This window comes from Alishewanella sp. HL-SH05 (genome assembly GCF_052655985.1).
The window spans coordinates 3897501-3922514 of the sequence record NZ_CP199753.1 but is presented as its reverse complement, the minus strand read 5'-3'; the positions used below and the strand labels follow the sequence as shown (position 1 = coordinate 3922514).

Sequence of the window (25014 nt, the reverse complement as noted above, 5' to 3'; positions counted from 1 at the left end):
TGTGTTGGGGGGCAGTCAGTAAGCTGCCCCATTCCGGTTTACCTCTTACAGGAGAGCAAAGGTGAAAGACTTATTAAAGTTTCTGAAACAACAAACTAAGACTGAAGAGTTTGATGTTATTCGTATCGGCTTATCTTCGCCAGACATGATCCGTTCATGGTCGTTTGGTGAAGTGAAAAAGCCCGAGACGATCAATTACCGTACCTTTAAACCAGAGCGTGACGGTTTATTCTGTGCACGTATCTTTGGCCCAGTAAAAGACTACGAGTGTTTGTGTGGTAAGTACAAACGTTTAAAGCACCGTGGCGTAATCTGTGAAAAATGTGGCGTAGAAGTGACCTTAACAAAAGTACGTCGTGAGCGTATGGGTCATATCGAGTTGGCTAGCCCAACCGCGCACATTTGGTTTTTAAAGTCGCTGCCCAGCCGTATCGGTTTACTGTTAGATATGACCTTGCGTGATATCGAACGTGTATTATATTTCGAAAGCTATGTTGTTACCGAGCCGGGTATGACTTCTTTAGAGCGTCGTCAGATGTTAACTGAAGAAGAATATCTAGACGTGTTAGAAGAACATGGTGATGAGTTCGAAGCCAAGATGGGTGCAGAAGCGATTCTGGATATTCTGAAAGGTATTGAACTGCCAACTGAAATCAAACAAATGCGTGAAGAGTTACCTACGATTAACTCTGAAACCAAGCGTAAGAAGATCAGTAAGCGTCTTAAGTTAATGGAATCATTCCACACCTCTGGCAATAAGCCTGAGTGGATGATCATGACTGTTTTACCGGTATTACCGCCAGATTTACGTCCATTAGTTCCATTGGATGGTGGCCGTTTTGCCACGTCAGATCTTAACGATTTATACCGTCGTGTGATTAACCGTAACAACCGTTTGAAGCGTTTATTAGATTTGTCTGCACCAGACATTATCGTACGCAACGAAAAACGTATGTTACAAGAAGCGGTTGATGCGCTATTAGATAACGGTCGTCGTGGTCGTGCTATTACCGGTTCTAACAAGCGTCCATTAAAATCGTTAGCTGACATGATCAAAGGTAAGCAAGGTCGCTTCCGTCAGAACTTGTTAGGTAAGCGTGTTGACTATTCTGGTCGTTCGGTTATCACCGTAGGTCCTACACTGCGTTTACACCAGTGTGGTTTACCGAAGAAAATGGCTCTTGAGCTGTTCAAACCTTTTATTTACGGCAAGCTTGAAGCGCGTGGTTTAGCCACCACCATTAAAGCGGCTAAGAAAATGGTTGAGCGCGAAGAAGGCGCGGTATGGGATGTGTTAGACGAAGTCATTCGTGAACACCCTGTATTGTTAAACCGTGCACCAACACTGCACCGTTTAGGTATTCAAGCTTTCGAACCTGTGCTGATTGAAGGTAAAGCGATTCAACTGCACCCATTAGTGTGTGCGGCTTATAACGCCGACTTCGATGGTGACCAAATGGCGGTACACGTACCGTTAACTATCGAAGCGCAGTTAGAAGCGCGTGCGTTGATGATGTCAACGAATAACGTACTGTCACCCGCCAATGGTGAGCCAATCATTGTTCCTTCACAGGACGTTGTATTAGGTCTGTATTACATGACTCGCCAAGCGGTTAACGCGAAAGGCGAAGGCATGATGTTCAAGAGCGCGAAAGAAGCTGAAAAAGCCTTCCGTGCAGACTGTGCAAGCTTACATGCTAAAGTTAAAGTGCGTATCACTGAAGTTGAATTTGCTGAAGATGGTAGCCGTACTGAAACAACGGAAGTGAAAGATACAACAGTAGGTCGTGCAATTCTGTATTCAATCCTGCCGGAAGGTATGAGTTTTGAATCAGTTAACCAAGCCATGGGCAAGAAACAAATTTCTCGCTTATTGAATGGTGCTTATCGCCGTATCGGTTTGAAGAAAACCGTTATTTTGGCTGACCAAATCATGTATACCGGTTTCCATTATGCGATGTTATCAGGTGTTTCTGTTGGTATTGATGACATGGTCATCCCTGACTCGAAAACTAAGATCATCGATGATGCTGAAAATGAAGTAGCCGAAATTCAAGACCAGTTCCAGCAAGGTTTGGTAACAGCCGGTGAAAAATACAACAAAGTTATCGATATTTGGTCAAATGCCAACGAAAGCTTATCTAAAGCGATGATGGACAACCTCTCGAAAGAGAATGTGGTTGACCGTGATGGTAATACTGTTGAGCAACAATCATTTAACTCTGTTTATATGATGGCTGACTCAGGCGCTCGGGGTTCTCCGGCGCAGATCCGTCAGTTAGCCGCAATGCGTGGTCTGATGGCAAAACCAGATGGTTCAATCATCGAAACGCCCATTACCGCAAACTTCCGCGAAGGTCTGAGTGTATTACAGTACTTCATTTCAACGCACGGTGCGCGTAAAGGTCTTGCCGATACTGCATTGAAGACAGCTAACTCGGGTTACTTAACGCGTCGTTTAGTCGATGTAGCACAAGATTTAGTGGTGACTGAGCAAGACTGTGGTTCTGAGCAAGGTATTATCATGAAGCCGCTGATTGAAGGTGGTGACGTGGTTGAAGGTCTACGTGAGCGAGTACTGGGTCGTGTGGTTATCGGTGATATTTTATCGCCAACTACCGAAGAAGTTCTTGTCGCTGACGGCACCATGCTTGATGAACAGCTGTGTGACATTATTGAACAGAACTCGATTGATGAAGTACATGTGCGTTCAGTAATTACCTGTCAAACTGACTTTGGTGTGTGTGCTAAGTGTTATGGTCGCGACCTAGCACGTGGTCACTTAATCAATGCTGGTGAAGCTGTAGGTGTTATTGCTGCGCAATCAATCGGTGAGCCTGGTACACAGTTAACCATGCGTACATTCCACATCGGTGGTGCTGCATCGCGTTCTTCTGCTGAAAACAGCGTACAGGTTAAAAATGCCGGTATGCTTAAATTGCAGAATGCGAAGTTTGTACGTAACGCGGATAACAAGATTGTTATTACCTCTCGTTCAGCTGAAGTGACCGTATTTGATGACTTAGGCCGCGAGAAAGAGCGTTATAAACTGCCATACGGTTCGATCATGGCCACTGACGACAACGCGAAAATCGTTGCTGGTCAGGTTGTAGCGAACTGGGATCCACATTCACACCCAATCATTCTTGAGCGTGGCGCTAAGGTTTCTTTCAGTGATGTTGATGATACCAACACTGAAGTACAACAAGACGAGTTAACCGGTTTAACTCGAACGGTTGTTAAAGATTTAGCTAAAGCCAATGCGAAAGAGCCAAAACTGATCCTGGCAACAGATGATGGTGGTTTACAAGAGATCCGTTTACCTAGCTTTACAACTATCGAAGTTACCGACGGTGACACAGTAGTAACGGGTACCGTGTTAGCACGTATTCCGCAAGAAAGCTCGAAGACACGTGACATCACCGGTGGTCTACCTCGCGTAGCTGATTTATTTGAAGCACGTAAGCCGAAAGATCCAGCTATTTTGGCTGAAATCTCTGGTGTGATTAGCTTCGGTAAAGAAACTAAAGGCAAACGTCGCCTGATCATTACCCCTGAACAGGGTGATGCACATGAAGAAATGATTCAGAAGTGGCGCCAAGTCAATGTGTTCGAAGGTGAACGCATTGAGAAAGGTGAAGTTATTTCAGAAGGCCCTGAATCAGCTCACGATATCCTGCGTTTACGTGGTATTCACCAGGTTGCCAGCTATATCGTTAACGAAGTTCAGGATGTATATCGCTTACAGGGCGTTAAAATCAACGATAAGCACATTGAAACGATTATTCGTCAAATGTTGCGTAAGTGTATTATTACCCACCCTGGTGATAGCGAATTCTTGGAAGGTGAACAAGCAGAAGTGGCGCGCGTTAATATCGCAAACCGTGATCTGGAAGCCGCGGGAAAAATGCCAGCACAGTATGAACGTTCATTACTGGGTATCACCAAAGCGTCTCTGTCGACTGACTCGTTCATTTCTGCAGCGTCGTTCCAAGAAACAACCCGTGTTCTCACCGAAGCTGCTGTTGCAGGCAAGATTGATGAATTACGTGGTTTGAAAGAGAACGTTATTGTTGGCCGTTTGATCCCAGCCGGTACTGGTTTTGCTTATCACCAGAATCGCGCTCGTCAACGTGCTGGCAACAATGAAGTTGTTGAACCGACAAGAAGTGCAGAGTCTGCCGAACAGGCATTGACCGATGCATTAAACATGAACTTATCGGGCAACGACTAGTAAACAAGTAAGATGCCGTTTGCCGGTGATTAAAATGCCGGCAAATTGCATTGTAACTTGACAGGTCAAAGCTTGACCATTAGAATTCCGCGACCCTAATTTCGGGGGCGGAATTTTCACGTTTATTGGGTATTTATTAACCAGGAGTATTTAATGGCAACAATCAACCAGCTAGTGCGTAAGCCGCGCAGCCAGAAGGTAGCCAAGAGCACCGTTCCGGCGCTTGAAGCTTGCCCGCAGAAGCGTGGTGTTTGTACCCGTGTATACACCACTACACCTAAGAAGCCTAACTCAGCATTACGTAAAGTATGCCGTGTTCGTTTAACTAACGGATTCGAAGTGTCTTCTTATATTGGTGGTGAAGGCCACAACCTGCAGGAACACAGCGTAGTGCTGATCCGCGGTGGCCGGGTAAAAGACCTTCCAGGTGTGCGTTACCACACCGTACGTGGCACATTAGACTGTGCAGGCGTAAAAGATCGTAGACAAGGCCGTTCTAAATACGGCGCCAAGCGGCCTAAGAAATAACGGTACTCCGTTAGTAAGGCCAAACTAAACAACTTTTTTTCTTTAATGTATTAAAAGTTTTGGAATCACCTGAAGCAATCGGAGTTTCGAATGCCTAGAAGACGCGTCATAGGTCAACGTAAAATCCTTCCAGATCCTAAGTTCGGAAGTGAATTGTTGGCAAAGTTTGTAAACGTCGTAATGGTCGACGGTAAAAAATCTACAGCCGAATCAATTGTATACGGCGGACTTGAAATTGCAGCTGCAAAGTCTAAAAAAGAACACATCGATTTATTCGAAGTGGCTTTAGACAACATTCGTCCTACAGTCGAAGTTAAATCACGTCGTGTTGGTGGTTCTACCTACCAAGTGCCGTGTGAAGTTCGTCAAGTACGTCGTAACGCTTTAGCTATGCGTTGGTTAGTGGAAGCTGCCCGTAAACGTGGTGAAAAGTCTATGGCTCAGCGTCTTGCTGGTGAGATGCTTGATGCAATCGAAAATAAAGGTTCTGCGGTTAAGAAACGTGAAGACGTGCACCGTATGGCCGAAGCGAATAAAGCGTTCGCACACTTCCGCTGGTAAGAATTTCTTAACTAAGAGGAATGTAGATTGGCACGTACAACTCCAATAGAACGTTACCGTAACATTGGTATCTGTGCTCACGTTGATGCCGGCAAAACTACGACATCTGAGCGGATCCTGTTTTATACAGGCCGCTCTCACAAAATTGGTGAAGTTCATGATGGCGCAGCCACTATGGATTGGATGGAGCAGGAGCAGGAACGCGGTATTACTATTACTTCTGCGGCTACCACGACCTTTTGGTCTGGTATGCAGCAGCAGTTTGATATGCACCGTATTAACTTGATTGATACCCCAGGTCACGTAGATTTCACTATCGAAGTAGAGCGTTCTTTGCGCGTGCTAGATGGTGCCGTCGTCGTATTGTGCGGGTCATCAGGTGTGCAGCCTCAAACTGAAACAGTTTGGCGTCAAGCAAATAAGTACGAAGTTCCTAGAATGATCTTCGTGAATAAAATGGATCGTACCGGTGCGAACTTCCTGCGGGTTGTAAAGCAAGCGAACGACCGTTTAAATTCACGTTGCGTACCTATTCAGTTGCCAATCGGGGCAGAAGATAACTTCAGAGGCGTAGTTGATCTCGTCAAAATGAAGGCTATTAACTGGAACGAGGAAGATCAGGGTATGACCTTCACTTATGAAGAGATCCCAGCAGAAATGCTGGAAGAATGTCATGAGTGGCGCCAAAACCTGATGGAAGCAGCGGCTGATGCTAACGAATCCATGATGGAACGCTATCTTGAAGGTGAAGAATTCACTGAAGATGAGTTACGTCAAGCATTACGTGATTTAACGTTACGTAATGAAATAGTGCTAGTGCAAGTAGGTTCTGCCTTTAAGAATAAAGGCGTGCAGGCCATGTTGGATAACGTTATTTACTATCTGCCTTCACCGACAGAAGTAAAAGCAATCAACGGTATTCTGCCTGATGAAACTGAAGGATTTCGTAAATCGGCTGATTCGGAACCTTTTGCGGCGCTAGCATTCAAAATTGCTACAGACCCGTTTGTTGGTACTCTTACTTTTTTCCGTGTTTACTCGGGTATTGTTGAGTCAGGCTCAGCAGTATACAACTCAGTAAAAATGAAGAAAGAGCGTATTGGCCGCATCGTTCAGATGCATGCTAACGCGCGCGAGGAAATCAAGGCTGTTTGCGCTGGCGATATTGCTGCTGCGATTGGTCTCAAAGATACGACAACGGGTGATACCTTATGTGATATGGATCATCCGATTATTTTGGAACGCATGGTGTTTCCTGAGCCGGTTATTTCTGTTGCTGTTGAGCCTAGAACACAGGCTGATCAGGAAAAGATGGGAATAGCGTTAAGCAAGCTGGCAGCAGAAGATCCGTCATTCCGAGTACATACTGACGAAGAAACCGCACAAACCATTATTTCTGGTATGGGTGAATTACACCTCGACATCATTGTTGATCGCATGCGTCGTGAATTTAAGGTCGAGGCCAATGTGGGTAAACCACAGGTGTCTTACCGTGAAACATTGCGTGGCAAAACAGAAGTTGAAGGTAAGTTTGTACGTCAGTCAGGCGGTCGTGGCCAATTTGGTCATTGCTGGTTGCGGATTGAGCCGTTACCTGAGGGTGAAGGTTATAAGTTCGAGAACGCAGTAATTGGCGGGGCGATTCCAAAAGAATTTATCCCTGCTATTGATAAGGGCGTTCAGGAACAAATGAAAAACGGTGTATTAGCGGGTTATCCGGTAATCGACGTGAAAGTTACTGTATTCGATGGTTCCTACCACGATGTTGACTCGAACGAAATGGCGTTCAAAATCGCTGCGTCTATGGGCTTCAAAAAAGGAGCTCTTCAGGCTAAGCCGGTTGTCCTCGAGCCTATTATGAAGGTTGAGGTAGTTACGCCAGATGACTTCATGGGTGATATCGTTGGTGATTTAAACCGTCGTCGCGGTATCATCAACGGTATGGAAGATGCGCCTGGCGGGATTAAGATAATCGACGCCAATGTACCGTTATCTGAAATGTTTGGCTATGCAACTAATATGCGTTCTTTGAGTCAGGGCCGTGCCTCTTACTCTATGGAACCGCTGAATTATCAGGAAGCACCAAGCAATGTTACTGAAGCAATTATTGCTTCTCGTAGAGCTTACGATTAACGATTAAACAGTCCCGATTTAACGGGTCTTAAATTTGACTAAGAAGGGTCTATAAATGGCTAAGGCTAAATTTGAACGCGTAAAACCGCACGTAAACGTAGGTACTATCGGCCACGTTGACCACGGTAAAACTACTCTGACAGCTGCTATCACTAACGTATTAGCAAAGACATACGGCGGTCAGGCATTTGCTTTCGATCAAATCGATAAAGCACCAGAAGAAAAAGCTCGTGGTATCACTATCAACACGTCACACGTTGAATACGATACACCAACACGTCACTATGCACACGTAGACTGTCCAGGTCACGCTGACTATGTTAAAAACATGATCACTGGTGCGGCACAGATGGACGGTGCTATTCTGGTAGTAGCGGCGACTGACGGCCCAATGCCACAAACGCGTGAGCACATCCTGTTATCACGTCAGGTTGGTGTACCTTACATCATCGTGTTCATGAACAAGTGTGACATGGTAGATGACGAAGAGTTATTAGAATTAGTAGAAATGGAAGTGCGTGAGCTTCTTTCAGACTACGACTTCCCAGGTGATGACTTACCAGTAATCCGTGGTTCAGCCTTAAAAGGTCTGGAAGGCGATGCTGAGTGGGAAAAGAAAATCCTGGAATTAGGCGAAGCGTTAGATACGTATATCCCTGAGCCAGTACGTGCGATTGATAAGCCATTCATCATGCCAATCGAAGACGTATTCTCAATTGCTGGTCGTGGTACTGTAGTAACAGGCCGTGTAGAGCAAGGTATCATCAAAGTGGGTGAGACAGTAGAAATCGTTGGTATCAAAGACACTGTAGCGACTACTTGTACTGGTGTAGAAATGTTCCGTAAGCTGTTAGACGAAGGTCGTGCAGGCGAGAACATCGGTGCTTTATTACGTGGTACTAAGCGTGAAGACGTAGAACGTGGTCAAGTATTAGCGAAGCCAGGTTCAATCAAGCCACACACTAAGTTCGAAGGCGAAGTGTACGTATTGTCAAAAGAAGAAGGTGGTCGTCACACGCCATTCTTCAAAGGCTACCGTCCACAGTTCTACTTCCGTACAACAGACGTAACGGGTGCAGTAGAATTACCAGAAGGCGTAGAAATGGTTATGCCTGGCGACAACCTGAAGTTTGTTGTTGAGTTGATTTGCCCAATCGCGATGGACGAAGGTTTACGCTTCGCTATCCGTGAAGGCGGCCGCACAGTAGGTGCTGGCGTAGTATCAAAAATCATTGCTTAATTAGCACTGATGTAAAGAAGGCCCTACGGGGCCTTTTTTTATGCTTAAAATATATGCAAAGGCAACAATTCAAACACTTGTTTGAAAATCTCGGCTGTGCGATGCTAGAGTTTGTTTAGTAATTAAGGTGATAGTATGAGTCAGTATCAAGCCCCTGTAGACGACATAAGTTTTAATCTGTTCGACGTTTGGCAATTAGACCAGTACTGGCAGCAGCAACCTCAATTACAAGAATTAATAGAAGCAGATACAGCAAAAGCCATCTTAGAAGAGGCCGCAAAAATTTGTGAGCAACAACTTGCTCCCTATAGCCAAATAGCAGATGCGGTAGGTGCACAACTCGCCGATGGTAAAGTCAGTTTGCCCGAGCATTATTACACAGCTTATCAAAGTTTATCCGAGGGTGGCTGGACTGGCCTCAGTGGTGATGCTGAATTTGGTGGAATGGGCATGCCAAAATCGCTTTCTATGATGGTTGATGAAATGCTTTGTAGTGCGGATATCGCTTTTTCGTTATATCCAGGTTTAACCGCCGGCGCCTGTGTTACCCTGTTACAGCATGCCGATGAGCAAATGAAAGCCTGTTACTTACCAAAATTATACAGCGGTGAATGGTCTGGCACGATGTGTTTGACCGAGGCTCATGCGGGTTCAGACCTAGGCATTATGCGTACAACTGCAAAACCCGATACAGATGGCAGTTACTTAATTTCGGGTAGCAAAATTTTTATTACTGCTGGTGAGCATGATCTGACATCAAATATCGTTCATTTAGTGTTAGCTAAGTTGCCAGATGCACCTGCTGGAAGTCGAGGCATTTCTTTATTTCTAGTACCAAAATTTATTGTGACAGAAAACGGTGACTTAGCAGAGCGTAATGCCGTCAATGTTGGCTCTATCGAACATAAGATGGGTATTAATGGTTCGGCTACTTGTGTGCTTAACTTTGATGGTGCGCGCGGTTATTTAATCGGCGAGCCGCATCGTGGTCTCAGCGTGTATGTTTACCATGATGAATTACGAGCGTTTGTCGATGGGTAGCCAAGGGCTAGGAGCTGCCGAGCGGGCATATCAAAATGCGTTAGCTTATGCCAAAGATCGCTTACAAGGAAGAACCGGTAAAACGGATCCTAATAAAGCGGATGCCATTTTGGGTCATGCTGATGTTAGGCGAATGCTACTTAACATTAAAGCAATGAATGAGGCCGGTCGCACTTTCGCTACTTGGGTGGCAAATTTGCTGGATCGTGCAAAATACGACGGTTGTGCCCAATCAGCACAGCGAGCTAATTTACTGACACCGATCACCAAAGCCTTTATGACCGATCGAGGGTTAGATGCATGTATTACGGCCCAGCAAGTATTCGGTGGTCATGGTTATGTAAAAGAGTGGGGCATGGAGCAGTTAGTGCGTGATGTACGAATTGCCCAGATCTATGAAGGAACCAATGGTATTCAAGCGGCTGACTTCATGTTGCGAAAAGTCGCATCAGATCAAGCTGCCGTGTTACTTGCCTTATTAAATGATATTCAACTCGAGCTAAAAGCGCATCCTACGTCGATAAGTGTTGTTGTCGAAAAGCGCATAACGCAATTAATTGACGTCAGTCATTCATTATTGGCGCAAGAACAAACCGTGCTCAGTATGAATGCTTGTGATTACTTAGATGCAGTGGGCTATGTACTCTATGCTTATATGTGGCAAAGAAATCTCATGGCGTTAAACCCTGCTAAACACAGTGCTGATTTCGTGGCGGCTAAAACTCAAACAGCCATGTGGTATACACAAAAAGTGTTGCCAAAGGTTGATGGTTTATTTAGCAGTTTGCAAAGCGATGGGTCAGCGATGTTTGCGCTTACTGAAGATCAATTTTAACGCATAGCTTGCTATTAAGCCTCAAGGTAGACGTTGCAACAAAGTACAATTAGCGTCTGCTTTGAGGTTGGCTGTTGGAATAATAAACAGCACTTGCATTATCAATTGTTCTGTATATAATATGCGGCCAGTCGATTCATATCTGGCTGATACAAGCTACATTGCAACCTCTAAAGTGAGTATGCGTAGTTTGTACTATAAGCCCCCGATTGGGGGGCAACTGGTAACTTGGTGCATAAGCAAACCCTTTATGGGTATTTGTTTATGTTTATTTTTGCTCTTTTTGCTCTTTGAGGCTTTGATACATGAGTAATCAAAGGATTCGCATCCGTCTGAAAGCGTTCGATCACCGTTTGATCGATCAGTCAACTATGGAAATCGTTGACACAGCAAAACGTACCGGCGCACAGGTTCGTGGTCCAATTCCACTACCAACTCGTCAGGAACGTTTCACTGTTCTGATTTCTCCTCACGTCAATAAAGATGCGCGTGACCAGTACGAAATCCGTACGCACAAGCGTTTAATCGACATCGTGGAACCAACTGAAAAAACAGTTGATGCGCTGATGCGTTTAGATCTGCCTGCTGGCGTTGACGTTCAAATCAGCCTGGGCTAATCAGACAGGTTTTTAGAGAGGTTTAGGAAATGGCTATCGGTCTAATCGGTCGTAAAGTGGGCATGACACGCATCTTCACTGAAGATGGTGTATCTATCCCAGTAACCGTAATCGAAGCAACACCAAACCGCGTTACTGCTGTTAAAACGCAAGACGTTGAAGGCTATAGCGCGTTGCAAGTGACTACTGGTACTGTTAAGGCAAGCCGCCTGAGCAAGCCAGAAGCAGGTCATTTTGCAAAAGTGGGTGTAGAAGCGGGTCGTGGTCTGTGGGAATTCCGCCTACAAGACAACGAAGGCGCCGACATCACTGTTGGTAGCGAGATTACTGTTGATATTTTCGCAGATACAAAGAAAGTTGATGTCGCTGGCACATCAAAAGGTAAGGGTTTCCAAGGTGCTGTTAAGCGCTGGAATTTCCGTACTCAGGATGCTACTCACGGTAACTCTTTATCACACCGTGCACCGGGTTCAATTGGTCAAAACCAATCACCAGGTAAAGTATTCAAAGGTAAGAAAATGGCTGGCCACATGGGCGCTGAACGGGTAACTGTACAGTCTCTTGAAGTGGTTCGTGTTGATGCGGAACGTAACATTCTGTTAGTAAAAGGCGCAGTGCCTGGTGCTATCGGCGGTGACGTTATCGTTAAACCAGCTGTTAAAAGCTAACGTCTAGGAGATAAGTGATGGAATTAGCATTACGAGACGCTCAAGGCGCTCTTGAAGTTTCCGAAGCTACCTTTGGACGTGAGTTTAACGAAGCTCTGGTACATCAGGTAGTAGTTGCTTTTGCAGCTGGTGCCCGTCAGGGTACTCGTGCTCAATTGACACGTTCAGAAGTACGTGGTGGCGGCAAGAAGCCATGGCGTCAAAAAGGTACTGGCCGCGCGCGTGCTGGTACAATCCGCAGTCCAATTTGGCGTGGCGGTGGTGTGACTTTTGCGGCTAAGCCACAAGATCACAGCCAAAAAGTTAACCGTAAAATGTATCGCGGTGCAATTCAAAGCATTCTGTCTGAATTAGTTCGTCAGGAGCGCTTAATTGTTGTTGAGAGTTTTGGCGTTGATTCACCAAAGACAAAAGACTTGACTGCAAAGCTGAAAGCGATGGATTTAAAAGACGTTCTGATCGTAACTAACGAAGTAGACGAGAACTTGTTCTTATCTGCACGCAACTTATACAAAGTTGACGTTCGTGACGTACACGGTATCGACCCGGTCAGCTTAATCGCATTCGACAAAGTGTTAATGACTGCTGCTGCAGTTAAACAACTTGAGGAGCTTTTAGCATGATCCGCGAAGAACGTTTACTAAAAGTGATTCTGGCTCCGCACGTTTCTGAAAAGAGTACTACTGCGGCAGAAAAACACAACACTATCGTTTTTAAAGTAGCCACTACTTCTACAAAAGCTGATATTAAAGCTGCTGTAGAAAAACTGTTTGAAACAGAAGTAGTAGGTGTTCGTACTGTTAACGTTAAGGGTAAGGCCAAGCGCACTGGTGCGCGTATGGGCAAACGTAGCGATTGGAAAAAAGCTTACGTTACTCTTAAAGAAGGCAGCGAAATCGATTTTGTTGGCGGCGCTGAGTAAGAAGAGGAGTTAGGAAATGGCACTTGTAAAGTGTAAACCTACGTCACCAGGTCGTCGCCACGTTTTAAAAGTGGTTAACCCTGACCTGCACAAAGGCAAGCCTTACGCGCCTTTGTTAGAGAAGAAAGTTAAGACGGGTGGTCGTAACAGCAACGGTCGTATCACTACTCGCCATATCGGTGGTGGTCATAAGCAACACTATCGTGTTGTTGATTTTAAACGCATGAAAGACGGTATTCCGGGCAAAGTAGAGCGTTTAGAATACGATCCAAACCGTACTGCAAACATCGCATTAGTGTTGTATGCAGACGGCGAACGTCGTTACATTCTTGCCCCTAAAGGCATGAAAGCCGGTGACGCAGTTATCTCTGGTGTTGATGCACCAATCAAAGCAGGTAACACGCTGCCACTGCGCAACATCCCAGTTGGTCAAGTAGTACACAACATCGAAATGAAACCAGGTAAAGGCGGTCAGCTGGCTCGTTCAGCAGGCGCATTCGTTCAGATCCTGGCTCGTGATGGTGAGTATGTTACCCTGCGTCTGCGTAGCGGCGAAGTACGTAAAGTATTAGCAGATTGTCGCGCAACTATCGGTGAGATCGGTAATGCTGAGCACATGTTACGTCAATACGGTAAAGCTGGTGCAATGCGCTGGCGCGGCGTCCGCCCAACCGTACGTGGTGTAGTAATGAACCCAGTCGATCACCCACACGGTGGTGGTGAAGGTAAAACCTCAGGTGGTCGTCATCCAGTGACTCCATGGGGCGTACCGACTAAAGGTTACAAGACTCGTTCAAACAAGCGTACTGATAAACTTATCGTACGTCGTCGTGATAAATAATTTGTGAGGAATTGCCATGCCACGTTCTCTCAAGAAAGGTCCATTTATTGACCTTCACTTGCTGAAGAAGGTAGAGAAAGCGTTGGAAAGCGGAGACAAGAAGCCTATAAAGACTTGGAGCCGTCGTTCAATGATCATACCTGATATGATCGGTTTGACCATCGCTGTCCATAATGGTCGTCAACATGTACCAGTATTTGTCTCAGAAGAGATGATCGGTCACAAGTTAGGTGAATTTGCACCTACTCGTACCTATCGTGGTCATGCAGCCGACAAAAAGGCCAAGAAGCGCTAAGGGGTAAATGATGCAAGCATTAGCTAAACACAAATTTGCCCGTTCTTCTGCTCAAAAAACGCGTTTGGTCGCTGACCAAGTACGTGGATTGTCAGTTGAGAAGGCGTTGAATGTACTAACTTACAGCCCGAAGAAAGCTGCTGAGTTAGTCAAAAAGGTACTTTTATCAGCCATTGCCAACGCTGAGCACAATGAAGGCGCGGACATCGATACACTGAAAGTGAAGACCATCTTCGTTGATGAAGGTCCATCTATGAAGCGTATCAAACCACGCGCTAAAGGTCGTGCTGATCGTATCGTCAAGCGTACCAGCCACATCACTGTGGTCGTAGCTGATAACTAGGAGATAGAAATGGGACAGAAAGTACATCCTAATGGTATTCGCCTAGGTATCACTAAGCCATGGAGCTCTACCTGGTTCGCGAATACAAAAGATTTCCCGGATTTCCTGAACGGTGACTATAAAGTTCGTCAGTACCTGACAAAAGAACTGAAAGCAGCCTCAGTAAGCCGGATCGATATTGAACGCCCTGCGAAAAGCATCCGTGTGACTATTCACACTGCGCGTCCAGGCGTGATTATCGGTAAAAAAGGTGAAGACGTTGAGAAGATCCGTAAGCAAGTCGCTGCCATTGCTGGCGTGCCTGCTCAGATCAATATCTCTGAGATCCGTAAGCCAGAGCTAGATGCGAAATTAGTTGCTGATTCTATCAGTAGCCAGTTAGAGCGTCGTGTAATGTTCCGTCGTGCTATGAAGCGTGCGGTACAAAATGCTATGCGTATTGGTGCTAAAGGTATCAAGGTTCAAGTTAGCGGCCGTTTAGGCGGTGCTGAGATTGCTCGTGACGAGTGGTATCGTGAAGGTCGTGTACCTCTGCATACTCTTCGTGCAGACATTGACTACAATACTTCTGAAGCACTGACTACTTACGGTATCATTGGTGTCAAAGTGTGGATTTTCAAAGGCGAGATCCTAGGTGCTCTGCCTCTGCAAAATAACGCCAACAACGCCAACAATAACAACCAGCCTAAAGCGCCGAAAAAACCGGCTCGTAAGGCTAAGTAGGGGTATTGAGCGATGTTGCAACCAAAACGTACAAAATTTCGTAAAGTGCACAAAGGCCGTAACCGTGGTTTATCACAAGTTGGTGATAAAGTAAGTTTCGGTACATACGCACTGAAATCTGTAGAACGTGGTCAAATGACTTCACGTCAAATCGAATCTGCACGTCGTGCTATGACGCGGGCTGTTAAACGTGTTGGTAAAATCTGGATCCGTGTGTTCCCAGATAAGCCAATCACAGCTAAGCCGTTAGAAGTACGTATGGGTAGTGGTAAAGGTGCTGTTGAGTACTGGGTATGTCAGATTAAACCTGGCAAAGTTCTGTATGAAATGGACGGTGTGTCTGAAGAACTTGCGCGTCATGCTTTTGCATTGGCTGCTGCTAAGCTTCCATTCAAGACCACCTTCGTAACGCGGACGGTAATGTGATGAAAGCCAGCGAATTGAAAACAAAAAGTGTTGAAGAGTTAAATGCTGAATTATTAGGTCTGTTACGTGAGCAGTTCAACATGCGCATGCAAGCAGCTACTGGTCAGTTAGCTCAGACACACTTATTGAAGCAGGTGCGTCGTGATATCGCGCGCGTTAAGACTATCTTAACCGAGAAGGCAGGTGCGTAATGACTGAAACTAATACCCGTACACTGCAAGGTAAAGTAATCAGCGACAAGATGGATAAATCTATCACTGTTGCGATTGAACGTCAGGTGAAACACCCAATTTATGGTAAATTCATCAAGCGTACTACCAAACTGCACGTGCATGACGAAACTAATCAGTGTAAAGAAGGCGACGTAGTCACTATCCGTGAATGCCGTCCTTTGTCTAAGACTAAGTCTTGGACCCTGGTAGCTATCGTTGAATCTGCTTCTTAATAATTAAGAAGAAGAATAAAACGGCTCCTGTTGGAGCCGTTTTTGTTTGTAGCAACAGATCGGTTAAGTGGCGGTACGTGTCTAGGCATACACCGAATTGTTTTTATTTTAAACTACCACTTTGCCATAACTGCTGTTATAATCACGCGCCCTTCCTCTGGGGAGGGGTTTTATTATCGTAAGCAGCGTAACCTGAGAAGGTTACATAGTAGAATAGCGGAGCACTAAGATGATCCAGATGCAATCTATGCTGGAAGTCGCAGACAACAGCGGCGCGCGCAGCGTAATGTGTATTAAGGTCTTAGGTGGTTCGCATCGCCGTTATGCTGCAATTGGTGACATCATCAAAGTTACTGTTAAGGAAGCAATTCCTCGCGGTAAAGTTAAAAAAGGTGATGTTCTGAATGCAGTGGTGGTGCGTACAGCTAAAGGCGTACGTCGTCAGGACGGGTCATTAATCCGTTTTGATCGCAATGCAGCGGTGTTATTAAACACTAAGCTGGAACCGATCGGTACCCGTATTTTCGGGCCTGTTACACGTGAACTTCGTGGCGATAAGTTTATGAAGATCGTGTCTCTGGCACCAGAAGTACTGTAAGGAGTCACCATGGCTAGCAAAATCCGTCGTGATGACGAGGTTATTGTTCTTACTGGTAAGGACAAGGGTAAACAAGGCAAAGTCACTAAAGTATTAGTTGGCGACAACCGTGTTTATGTTTCAGGCGTTAATCTGGTTAAGAAACACCAGAAGCCGGTTCCAGCTGTTAATCAGCCTGGCGGTATCGTCGAGAAAGAAGCCTCGATTCATGTTTCAAACGTAGCGATTGTTAACCCTAAAACGGGTAAAGCAGATCGTGTAGGTTTCCGTTTTGAAGATGGCAAGAAAGTGCGTTTCTTCAAATCGAATAACGAAGTAATTTAATGCTATTGGAGTAATACGATGGCGAAACTGCATGAAATTTATAAAGACACCGTAGTCCCAGAACTGTTCAAACAGTTTGGCTACTCCAGCGTCATGCAAGTCCCTCGGATTGTTAAAATCACACTCAATATGGGTGTGGGTGAAGCCGTAGCTGACAAAAAGATCCTTGATAACGCTGTAGCAGATTTAACTGCTATTGCTGGCCAGAAACCTCTGGTAACTAAGGCTCGTAAGTCAGTCGCTGGTTTCAAAATCCGTGAAGGCTACCCTATTGGCGCGAAAGTAACCCTGCGCGGCGAGCGTATGTGGGATTTCTTAGAACGTTTAGTTTCTATTGCTATCCCCCGTATCCGTGATTTCCGTGGTGTAAACCCGAAATCATTCGACGGTCGTGGTAATTACAGCATGGGTGTTCGTGAGCAAATCATTTTCCCTGAAATCGATTACGATAAAGTTGATGCAATCCGTGGTTTAGATATCACGATTACGACAACTGCTCGTACTGATGACGAAGGGCGTGCTTTACTTGCGGCGTTTAACTTCCCGTTCAAGAAATAAGGTGTAGGGTCATGGCAAAACAATCAATGAAAGCACGTGAAGCAAAGCGTGCACAACTGGTAGCCAAATTCGCTGCAAAACGTTTTGAACTTAAAGATCTGATTGCTAACACTTCAACTTCTGATGAAGATCGTTGGGCAGCGGTTCTTAAGTTACAAACGTTACCGCGTGATTCAAGCCCTGCACGTCAACGTAATCGTTGTCGTGTGACAGGTCGTCCACATGGTTATCTGCGTAAGTTCGGTATGAGCCGGATCAAAGTTCGCGAAGCGGCGATGCGCGGTGAAATTCCTGGCCTTCGTAAGGCTAGCTGGTAAGAATCACGGGAGTAACGAGCTATGAGTTTGCAAGATCCAGTAGCGGATATGTTTACTCGCATCCGTAACGGCCAGTCGGCCAATAAAGTTGCGGTTAAAATGCCTTCTTCTAAATTGAAGATTGCAATTGCGAAAGTTTTAAAAGACGAAGGTTACATCGGCGATTTCGCTGTGTCTGGTGATGTAAAACCAGAACTGGAAGTTACTTTAAAGTATTTCCAGGGCAAATCAGTTATTGAGACTATCGATCGTGTTAGTCGTCCAAGTTTGCGTATCTATAAGAAAAGCAACGAATTACCTAAGGTAATGGGCGGTTTAGGTGTGGCCATCGTGTCAACATCTAAAGGACTAATGACTGACCGTGCTGCGCGCAAGGTTGGTATCGGTGGCGAAATCATCGGCTACGTAGCGTAACGGAGGGGTTAATTTATGTCTCGTGTTGCTAAAGCCCCCGTCACTCTACCTGCAGGCGTTACTGTAACGCAAACAGGTCAAGTTGTGGCGCTTAAGGGCAAAAACGGCGAGTTAACACTGAATGTTAACCCTGCGGTTGAAATCGTTGTTGATGGCAATGTACTGCGTACAGAGCCTCGTCAAGGTTTCGAAAACGCTGACGCACAAGCAGGTACTGCTCGCGCATTATTGAACAACATGGTTACTGGTGTAAGCGAAGGCTTCAGCCAGAAACTGGAATTAGTCGGTGTTGGTTACCGTGCAAAAGCTGAAGGTAAGGTTTTAAACCTAAGCCTGGGCTTTTCTCACCCGGTCGTTTTCGAGGTGCCAGCTGGTATCACTATCGAAACACCAACACAAACTGAAGTTTGGGTCAAAGGTGCTGACAAGCAATTAGTTGGACAGGTATCTGCCAACATTCGTGCATACCGTAAACCAGAGCCTTACAAAGGCAAAGGTGTTCGTTATGCGAATGAAAACGTGCGTCGTAAAGAAGCTAAGAAAAAGTAAGGTAGGACGATGGATAAGAAACTTGCTCGTCTGCGTCGTGCCAAACGCACTCGCAGAAACATTATCGAACAAGGTGCGAATCGCCTGGTAGTACACCGTACTCCACGTCACATCTATGCTCAGCTGATTGCGCCAAATGCTGAAGTGATTGCTGCAGCTTCTACTTTAGAAGCTTCAATTAAAGAATCACTTTCGTACTCTGGTAACGTAGATGCTGCCAAAGCTGTAGGTAAAGCGATCGCCGAACGTGCAGTGGCTAAAGGCGTAACTGCATGTGCTTTTGACCGTAGCGGCTTCCAGTATCATGGTCGCGTGCAGGCGTTAGCAGACGCGGCGCGTGAAGCCGGTCTTCAGTTCTAGGAGTAGCTAATGGCTAACGAAGATTCTAAACAACAATCTGATTTACAAGAAAAGCTTGTTGCCGTTAACCGCGTGTCCAAAGTGGTAAAAGGTGGTCGTATTTTCAGCTTTACTGCATTGACAGTAGTTGGTGACGGCAACGGTCGCGTTGGTTTCGGTTATGGTAAAGCACGTGAAGTTCCAGCTGCTATTCAAAAAGCAATGGAAAAGGCACGTCGTAACATGACACAGGTTGAATTAAATGGTAACACTTTGCATCACCCAACACGTGGTGTGCACTCAGGTTCGAATGTTTACATGCAGCCTGCTGCAGAAGGTACTGGTCTAATCGCCGGCGGTGCAATGCGCGCCGTGTTGGAAGTAGCGGGTATCCAAAACATTCTTTCTAAGTGTTATGGTTCAACTAACCCAATTAACGTAGTTCGCGCTACCATTAATGCCCTGTCTTCAGTGAAGTCACCGGCACAAGTGGCAGCAAAACGCGGTTTACGCGTTGACGATATTCTGGGGTAATTTGCCATGACGAAGAAAACAGTTAAAGTCACCCAAACTAAGTCTAGTATCGGTCGTTTACCGAATCACCGGGCTTCTTTAAAGGGTCTTGGTTTACGTCGTATTGGTCACACTGTCGAAGTTGAAGATACACCTTCAGTTCGCGGTATGATCAACGCCGTTTACTACATGGTTAAAGTGGAGGAGTAACAGATGTTATTAAACACTCTATCTCCAGCACCAGGTGCTAAGAAAGATAAACGCCGTGTAGGCCGTGGTATCGGTTCTGGCTTAGGTAAGACTGCTGGCCGTGGCCATAAAGGTCTTAAATCACGTTCTGGCGGCAGTGTTCGTCCAGGCTTCGAAGGCGGTCAAATGCCTTTGAAACAACGTTTACCTAAGTTCGGTTTCACTTCTCAGAAATCTTTGGTTTCTTCTGAAGTCCGTTTACACGAACTAGCTGCTGTTAATGGCGACGTAGTAGATTTAGCTTCTTTAATGGAAGCGAACATCATCTCTCGTACTGTTAAGTTCGCAAAAGTTGTACTGTCTGGTGAGATCACTCGTCCAGTAACAGTAAAAGGCTTACGCGTAACTAAAGGTGCGCGTGCAGCGATCGAAGCCGCCGGTGGTAAAGTCGAAGAATAATAAGGATAGTACGCGATGGCTAAACCAGGTTCGGACTCAAGAGCAGCAAAAGGCGGATTCAGCGAACTGAAATCTCGCCTGTTGTTTGTGCTCTTAGCCATAATCGTTTTTCGGTTAGGCTCATTTGTGCCAATTCCTGGAATTGACGCCACCGTGCTAGCTCAGTTATTCGAGCAACAAAAAGGTACCATCGTTGAAATGTTTAACATGTTCAGCGGTGGTGCTCTTGAGCGTGCGTCTGTATTTGCGCTAGGCATTATGCCTTATATCTCTGCCTCTATCATTGTTCAGTTATTAACGGTAATGCATCCGGCAATGGCTGAATTAAAGAAAGAAGGTGAAGCAGGTAAGCGTAAAATTAATCAGTACACGCGCTACGGTACTTTAGGTTTAGCGATACTACAGTCCATTGGTATAGCCACAGGCCTGCCAAATATGATGCCAGGGTTGGTCATTAACCCAGGCTTTGCATTTTACTTTACCGCGGTGATCAGCTTGGTTACCGGTACCATGTTCTTAATGTGGTTAGGTGAGCAAATTACAGAGCGCGGCATTGGTAATGGTATTTCGTTGCTAATTTTTACCGGTATTGTTGCTGGCTTCCCGTCTGCCATTGGTCAGACGATTGAGCAAGCGCGTCAGGGCGATTTGCACTTTTTACTATTAGTAGCTATTGGCGTGATTGTTGTTGCGATTACCTGGTTTGTGGTGTTCTTTGAACGCGGCCAGCGTCGTATCGTGGTTAACTACGCAAAACGTCAGCAGGGCCGTCAGGTGTTTGCTGCGCAGAGCAGCCATTTACCGTTAAAGGTTAATATGGCCGGTGTTATTCCACCGATATTCGCGTCTAGCATTATTCTGTTCCCTGGTACAATAGCCAGTTGGTTCGGTACAGGTGAAGGTATGGTAGCCAATTTCTTACAGGAATTGTCGCTAACATTATCTCCAGGACAACCGCTGTATATGATGTTATACTCGGCGGCTATCATTTTCTTCTGTTTCTTTTATACTGCGTTGGTATTTAACCCACGTGATACAGCAGATAACTTGAAGAAATCTGGTGCTTTTATCCCTGGTATTCGTCCTGGCGAGCAGACATCAAAATACATTGATAAAGTAATGACACGTTTGACCCTAGCCGGCGCGTTGTACATTACCTTTATTTGTTTGGTTCCTGAGTTCATGATGGTAGCGTGGAACGTACAGTTCTACTTCGGCGGTACTTCTTTACTGATTATCGTTGTTGTTATCATGGATTTCATGGCACAGGTACAGACACATCTGATGTCACATCAGTATGATTCTGTGCTGAAAAAGGCAAATCTTAAAGGCATAGGCCGTTAAGATAGTTTGCGGAGTTAAGTTATGAAAGTACGAGCTTCCGTTAAGAAGATCTGCCGTAACTGCAAAGTGATCAAACGTAATAACGTAGTTCGCGTAATTTGCAGTGAGCCAAAGCATAAACAGCGCCAAGGCTAATAGCAGAAAAACGATAAGGCGGGCTGAACTTTAAGTTTAGCCCCTTTATTGTTTGCAATATAAGCGCCATTTGAGTATCCTTACGGGCTTTTCAAATTGGCACCTTTTAATTTCAGATAGGAGAACGTTAGTGGCCCGTATCGCTGGCATTAACATCCCCGATAATAAACATGCAGTGATCTCACTGACTTATGTTTATGGTATCGGTAAGACCCGCGCTAAATCAATTTTAGCGGCAGTGGGTATTGAAGAGAATACTAAGATCGCGTCTTTATCAGACTCGCAATTAGATACTCTACGTGACGAAGTTGCAAAGTATACCGTTGAAGGTGACTTGCGTCGTGAAATCACATTAAACATTAAGCGTTTAATGGACCTTGGTTGCTACCGTGGCTTACGTCACCGTCGTAGTCTGCCGGTCCGTGGTCAGCGCACTAAGACTAATGCGCGTACCCGCAAGGGCCCACGTAAAGCGATTAAGAAATAAGGTGATTCAACATGGCTAAAGCACCAGTTCGTACTCGTAAGCGGGTAAAAAAACAAGTTTCAGACGGTATGGCTCATATCCATGCTTCTTTCAACAACACCATCGTGACGATTACTGATCGTCAGGGCAATGCATTGTGTTGGGCAACAGCAGGCGGTTCAGGTTTCCGTGGTTCACGTAAATCTACTCCGTTTGCAGCTCAAGTAGCAGCAGAGCGTGCAGGTACAGCTGCACTGGAATATGGTCTGAAAAACCTTGAAGTGTTTGTGAATGGTCCAGGCCCAGGCCGCGAATCAGCGATTCGTGCTCTGAATGCCGCTGGTTACAAGATCACAAATATCACCGACGTGACGCCTATCCCACATAATGGATGTCGTCCACCTAAAAAACGTCGCGTGTAATTACAGCGCTTCACGGATTATTGGAGAAAGAAGATGGCAAGATATTTGGGTCCAAAGCTCAAACTAAGTCGTCGCGAAGGTACAGATCTGTTCCTGAAGAGCGGCGTAAGAGCAATCGATTCAAAGTGTAACTTAACTACAGCTCCTGGTCAGCACGGCGCACGTCGCGGTCGCTTATCAGACTACGGTTTACAGTTACGCGAGAAGCAAAAAGTACGTCGTATGTATGGCGTGCTTGAGAAGCAGTTCCGTAATTACTACAAAGAAGCTGCTCGTTTGAAAGGTAATACAGGTGAGAACCTGTTAGCGTTGTTAGAGTCACGCTTAGACAACGTAGTTTACCGTATGGGTCTGGCCAGCACACGTGCTGAAGCCCGTCAGCTTGTTAGCCACAAAGCTATTATGATTAATGGCCAAGTGTTAAACATTCCATCATACAAAGTATTACCTGAACAAGTTATCTCTGTTCGTGAAAAAGCTAAAAAGCAAGCCCGTATCGGTGCTGCGCTTGAAGTAGCCGCACAACGTGAGAAACCAACTTGGATAGAAGTTGACAACACGAAACTGGAAGGTGTTTTCAAACGCACTCCTGAGCGTTCAGATTTGTCAGCTGACATCAACGAACAGTTAATCGTCGAGCTTTACTCTAAGTAAAGCTAATTGTTAAGAGAGGATATATGCAGGGTTCTGTCACCGAATTCCTTAAGCCGAGATTAGTTGGTATCGAAAGGATCAACCCAACTCGTGCCAAAGTTACTTTGGAACCATTAGAGCGCGGTTTCGGGCATACCTTGGGCAACGCGTTACGTCGTATTCTGTTATCGTCTATGCCAGGTTGTGCTGTGACTGAAGTAGAAATAGACGGCGTTCTTCATGAGTACAGTGCCAAAGAAGGTGTTCAGGAAGATATCATTGATATTCTCCTAAACCTGAAAGGCCTTGCCGTTCGCCTGGAAGACAAAGATGAAGTCTCCCTGACTTTAACGAAGAAAGGTGCTGGCCCTGTAACTGCTGGAGATATCCAGCGTGGCGACGGTGTGGTTATTGTTAACCCTGAGCACGTTATTTGTAATTTGACTGGCGAGACTGAGTTCAGTATGCGTCTGAAAATTGAACGTGGTCGCGGTTATGTGCCTGCATCAGCTCGTTTGTCCTCAGATGATGACGAACGTCCGATCGGTCGCTTATTACTTGACGCATCTTTCAGCCCAGTTGAGCGTATTGCTTATACTGTTGAAGCAGCACGGGTAGAACAGCGTACTGATTTGGATAAACTGGTTATCGATATGGAAACCAACGGCACTGTTGAGCCAGAGGAAGCCATTCGTCGCGCAGCAACAATTTTAGCTGAACAGCTAGAATTCTTCGTAGAATTGCGTGATAAGAGTGAGCCTGAAAAACGTGAAGAGAAACCGGAGTTTGATCCGATTCTGTTACGTCCAGTCGATGATTTAGAGCTAACAGTTCGTTCTGCAAACTGCCTTAAGGCAGAGCAGATTCAGTACATTGGTGATCTGGTACAGCGTACCGAGGTTGAGCTTCTTAAAACGCCTAACCTGGGTAAGAAGTCTCTTACCGAAATCAAAGACGTGTTGGCATCACGCGGTTTATCCTTAGGCATGCGCCTGGAAAACTGGCCGCCAGCTAGTTTGGTAAATAAAGACTAACCAGATACCAGTTCCTGGTTTAGTGAGAAGGAATAGATCATGCGCCATCGCAAGAGTGGTCGTCAATTAAATCGGAACAGCAGCCACCGTACTGCAATGTTCCGCAACATGGCAAGCTCGTTGGTGAAGCACGAAATCATCAAAACGACTTTGCCAAAAGCTAAAGAGTTACGTCGTGTGATCGAGCCATTGATCACATTGGCAAAGAATGACAGCGTTGCAAACCGTCGTCTGGCTTTTGCCCGTACTCGTGATAAAGAAGTTGTAGGTTTATTGTTCAATGTTTTAGGCCCGCGTTACAACGCGCGTCCAGGTGGTTACACTCGCATCATGAAGTGTGGCTTCCGTACTGGTGACAACGCACCTATGGCTTACATTGAATTAGTTGATCGTCCAGAAACGGACGCAGCAATGCCAGTTGAAGAAACTGCTGCTGAATAATCACTTGTTCTTCTAAAAACCGGGCTTAATGCCCGGTTTTTTTATATCCAAATTTTATTGTTGTATGCTATTTATACAATCGCTTATTATTTATCTTAACTGTTGCCTGATGATAAACATTGAAGAATTAAGGTCTGCCGAATTGAAAATTTTATTTTATATATTTCTAACGGCTGCAATGATTCCGCACATTGCATTTGCTCGTTCAGATGTTTGCCAGCGTTTCACCGCAGCAGCCAGTTGTCAGTCTTTGTTACCGTTGCTCGAGCAAAACCAACAGAAATTAACATTGCTCGATAGGGTATTTGCCGACAGTCAATCTTATAAACTGCAGATCATTTTCACGCGAATAGAATCACCGATGATTGAGGGGGAATTACCCAAGTTACATTATTATCATTATGGGGTTCAGCCTGATCGTTATTTT

34 protein-coding genes and 1 pseudogene (1 of these 35 cut by a window edge) are annotated in these 25014 nt (G+C 45.5%); all 35 read left to right on the top strand.

Annotated elements, in window-relative coordinates; genetic code table 11:
- The first annotated feature begins 61 nt into the window (after positions 1–61).
- Positions 62–4234 (top strand): DNA-directed RNA polymerase subunit beta', encoded by a 4173-nt coding sequence (rpoC, locus tag ACUJFL_RS17770; protein WP_445428142.1) that lies wholly within the window; start codon positions 62–64, stop codon positions 4232–4234.
- Between the two features lie 153 nt (positions 4235–4387).
- The gene (gene rpsL, locus ACUJFL_RS17765; RefSeq protein WP_226752336.1) at positions 4388–4762 is read left to right on the top strand and encodes a 30S ribosomal protein S12; all 375 of its coding nucleotides are present in this window, start codon (positions 4388–4390) and stop codon (positions 4760–4762) included.
- A 90-nt stretch (positions 4763–4852) separates the two neighbouring features.
- A complete protein-coding gene (gene rpsG / locus ACUJFL_RS17760; protein WP_226752335.1) occupies positions 4853–5323 on the top strand; it encodes a 30S ribosomal protein S7 in 471 nt (156 codons plus the stop codon).
- Positions 5324–5350: 27 nt separating this feature from the next.
- Entirely contained in the window at positions 5351–7456 is a 2106-nt protein-coding gene (gene fusA, locus ACUJFL_RS17755) for an elongation factor G (protein ID WP_226752334.1), read from the top strand.
- A 55-nt stretch (positions 7457–7511) separates the two neighbouring features.
- Complete coding sequence (gene tuf / locus ACUJFL_RS17750; RefSeq protein ID WP_097113087.1) at positions 7512–8696, top strand: elongation factor Tu; 1185 nt, start codon at positions 7512–7514, stop codon at positions 8694–8696.
- A gap of 135 nt (positions 8697–8831) precedes the next feature.
- A pseudogene (locus tag ACUJFL_RS17745) lies at positions 8832–10572 on the top strand (acyl-CoA dehydrogenase family protein).
- A gap of 305 nt (positions 10573–10877) precedes the next feature.
- A complete protein-coding gene (rpsJ, locus tag ACUJFL_RS17740) occupies positions 10878–11189 on the top strand; it encodes a 30S ribosomal protein S10 (RefSeq protein WP_008899121.1) in 312 nt (103 codons plus the stop codon).
- A 29-nt stretch (positions 11190–11218) separates the two neighbouring features.
- The gene (rplC, locus tag ACUJFL_RS17735) at positions 11219–11857 is read left to right on the top strand and encodes a 50S ribosomal protein L3 (protein WP_226752332.1); all 639 of its coding nucleotides are present in this window, start codon (positions 11219–11221) and stop codon (positions 11855–11857) included.
- 17 nt (positions 11858–11874) lie between these two features.
- Positions 11875–12480, top strand: coding sequence for a 50S ribosomal protein L4 (gene rplD, locus ACUJFL_RS17730; RefSeq protein ID WP_226752331.1), 606 nt, complete (start codon positions 11875–11877; stop codon positions 12478–12480).
- Positions 12477–12779 (top strand): 50S ribosomal protein L23, encoded by a 303-nt coding sequence (gene rplW, locus ACUJFL_RS17725; protein ID WP_226752330.1) that lies wholly within the window; start codon positions 12477–12479, stop codon positions 12777–12779. The genes rplD and rplW overlap by 4 nt, the downstream gene beginning before the upstream one ends.
- Before the next feature lie 16 nt (positions 12780–12795).
- Positions 12796–13620 carry a 50S ribosomal protein L2 gene (gene rplB / locus ACUJFL_RS17720; protein WP_445425688.1) on the top strand — a complete coding sequence of 275 codons (825 nt, stop codon included), beginning with the start codon at positions 12796–12798 and terminating at the stop codon, positions 13618–13620.
- 16 nt (positions 13621–13636) lie between these two features.
- Entirely contained in the window at positions 13637–13915 is a 279-nt protein-coding gene (gene rpsS / locus ACUJFL_RS17715) for a 30S ribosomal protein S19 (protein WP_008950795.1), read from the top strand.
- Positions 13916–13925: 10 nt separating this feature from the next.
- On the top strand, positions 13926–14258 hold the full coding sequence (gene rplV, locus ACUJFL_RS17710; protein WP_226752328.1) for a 50S ribosomal protein L22: 333 nt from the start codon (positions 13926–13928) through the stop codon (positions 14256–14258).
- Positions 14259–14267: 9 nt separating this feature from the next.
- Positions 14268–14981, top strand: a complete 714-nt coding sequence (gene rpsC / locus ACUJFL_RS17705; RefSeq protein WP_189434397.1) for a 30S ribosomal protein S3 — start codon at positions 14268–14270, stop codon at positions 14979–14981.
- 12 nt (positions 14982–14993) lie between these two features.
- Positions 14994–15407, top strand: a complete 414-nt coding sequence (rplP, locus tag ACUJFL_RS17700) for a 50S ribosomal protein L16 (protein ID WP_226752327.1) — start codon at positions 14994–14996, stop codon at positions 15405–15407.
- Positions 15407–15598, top strand: a complete 192-nt coding sequence (rpmC, locus tag ACUJFL_RS17695) for a 50S ribosomal protein L29 (RefSeq protein ID WP_226752326.1) — start codon at positions 15407–15409, stop codon at positions 15596–15598. The genes rplP and rpmC overlap by 1 nt, the downstream gene beginning before the upstream one ends.
- Positions 15598–15852: a 30S ribosomal protein S17 gene (rpsQ, locus tag ACUJFL_RS17690; RefSeq protein ID WP_226752325.1), complete on the top strand. Its 255-nt coding sequence runs from the start codon at positions 15598–15600 to the stop codon at positions 15850–15852. The genes rpmC and rpsQ overlap by 1 nt, the downstream gene beginning before the upstream one ends.
- A 229-nt stretch (positions 15853–16081) precedes the next feature.
- Positions 16082–16450: a 50S ribosomal protein L14 gene (rplN, locus tag ACUJFL_RS17685; RefSeq protein WP_189434388.1), complete on the top strand. Its 369-nt coding sequence runs from the start codon at positions 16082–16084 to the stop codon at positions 16448–16450.
- 9 nt (positions 16451–16459) lie between these two features.
- Positions 16460–16774, top strand: a complete 315-nt coding sequence (gene rplX, locus ACUJFL_RS17680; protein WP_226752324.1) for a 50S ribosomal protein L24 — start codon at positions 16460–16462, stop codon at positions 16772–16774.
- Positions 16775–16792: 18 nt separating this feature from the next.
- Positions 16793–17332: a 50S ribosomal protein L5 gene (rplE, locus tag ACUJFL_RS17675; protein WP_226752323.1), complete on the top strand. Its 540-nt coding sequence runs from the start codon at positions 16793–16795 to the stop codon at positions 17330–17332.
- A gap of 11 nt (positions 17333–17343) precedes the next feature.
- Entirely contained in the window at positions 17344–17649 is a 306-nt protein-coding gene (rpsN, locus tag ACUJFL_RS17670) for a 30S ribosomal protein S14 (protein WP_226752322.1), read from the top strand.
- 21 nt (positions 17650–17670) lie between these two features.
- Entirely contained in the window at positions 17671–18063 is a 393-nt protein-coding gene (gene rpsH, locus ACUJFL_RS17665) for a 30S ribosomal protein S8 (RefSeq protein WP_226752321.1), read from the top strand.
- Between the two features lie 15 nt (positions 18064–18078).
- Complete coding sequence (gene rplF, locus ACUJFL_RS17660; RefSeq protein WP_229588329.1) at positions 18079–18612, top strand: 50S ribosomal protein L6; 534 nt, start codon at positions 18079–18081, stop codon at positions 18610–18612.
- Between the two features lie 9 nt (positions 18613–18621).
- Positions 18622–18972 (top strand): 50S ribosomal protein L18, encoded by a 351-nt coding sequence (gene rplR, locus ACUJFL_RS17655; protein ID WP_226752319.1) that lies wholly within the window; start codon positions 18622–18624, stop codon positions 18970–18972.
- A gap of 9 nt (positions 18973–18981) precedes the next feature.
- On the top strand, positions 18982–19485 hold the full coding sequence (rpsE, locus tag ACUJFL_RS17650) for a 30S ribosomal protein S5 (protein WP_226752318.1): 504 nt from the start codon (positions 18982–18984) through the stop codon (positions 19483–19485).
- A 6-nt stretch (positions 19486–19491) separates the two neighbouring features.
- A complete protein-coding gene (rpmD, locus tag ACUJFL_RS17645; protein WP_226752317.1) occupies positions 19492–19674 on the top strand; it encodes a 50S ribosomal protein L30 in 183 nt (60 codons plus the stop codon).
- 3 nt (positions 19675–19677) lie between these two features.
- Positions 19678–20112, top strand: a complete 435-nt coding sequence (gene rplO / locus ACUJFL_RS17640; RefSeq protein WP_226752316.1) for a 50S ribosomal protein L15 — start codon at positions 19678–19680, stop codon at positions 20110–20112.
- A gap of 15 nt (positions 20113–20127) precedes the next feature.
- Complete coding sequence (secY, locus tag ACUJFL_RS17635) at positions 20128–21456, top strand: preprotein translocase subunit SecY (RefSeq protein WP_229588328.1); 1329 nt, start codon at positions 20128–20130, stop codon at positions 21454–21456.
- A 21-nt stretch (positions 21457–21477) separates the two neighbouring features.
- On the top strand, positions 21478–21591 hold the full coding sequence (rpmJ, locus tag ACUJFL_RS17630) for a 50S ribosomal protein L36 (RefSeq protein ID WP_008950799.1): 114 nt from the start codon (positions 21478–21480) through the stop codon (positions 21589–21591).
- Between the two features lie 130 nt (positions 21592–21721).
- Entirely contained in the window at positions 21722–22078 is a 357-nt protein-coding gene (gene rpsM, locus ACUJFL_RS17625; RefSeq protein WP_226752314.1) for a 30S ribosomal protein S13, read from the top strand.
- Positions 22079–22089: 11 nt separating this feature from the next.
- Positions 22090–22479: a 30S ribosomal protein S11 gene (rpsK, locus tag ACUJFL_RS17620; protein WP_040552629.1), complete on the top strand. Its 390-nt coding sequence runs from the start codon at positions 22090–22092 to the stop codon at positions 22477–22479.
- A 33-nt stretch (positions 22480–22512) separates the two neighbouring features.
- Positions 22513–23133 carry a 30S ribosomal protein S4 gene (gene rpsD / locus ACUJFL_RS17615; RefSeq protein WP_226752313.1) on the top strand — a complete coding sequence of 207 codons (621 nt, stop codon included), beginning with the start codon at positions 22513–22515 and terminating at the stop codon, positions 23131–23133.
- Between the two features lie 23 nt (positions 23134–23156).
- Complete coding sequence (locus ACUJFL_RS17610) at positions 23157–24146, top strand: DNA-directed RNA polymerase subunit alpha (protein WP_226752312.1); 990 nt, start codon at positions 23157–23159, stop codon at positions 24144–24146.
- A 39-nt stretch (positions 24147–24185) separates the two neighbouring features.
- On the top strand, positions 24186–24587 hold the full coding sequence (gene rplQ / locus ACUJFL_RS17605) for a 50S ribosomal protein L17 (RefSeq protein WP_226752311.1): 402 nt from the start codon (positions 24186–24188) through the stop codon (positions 24585–24587).
- A gap of 178 nt (positions 24588–24765) precedes the next feature.
- Positions 24766–25014 carry the 5' portion of a serine hydrolase gene (locus ACUJFL_RS17600; protein WP_445428141.1) on the top strand. The gene runs 987 nt beyond the window's last position, so 249 of the gene's 1236 nt are visible here — the first part of the coding sequence; its start codon is at positions 24766–24768; the stop codon falls past the right edge of the window.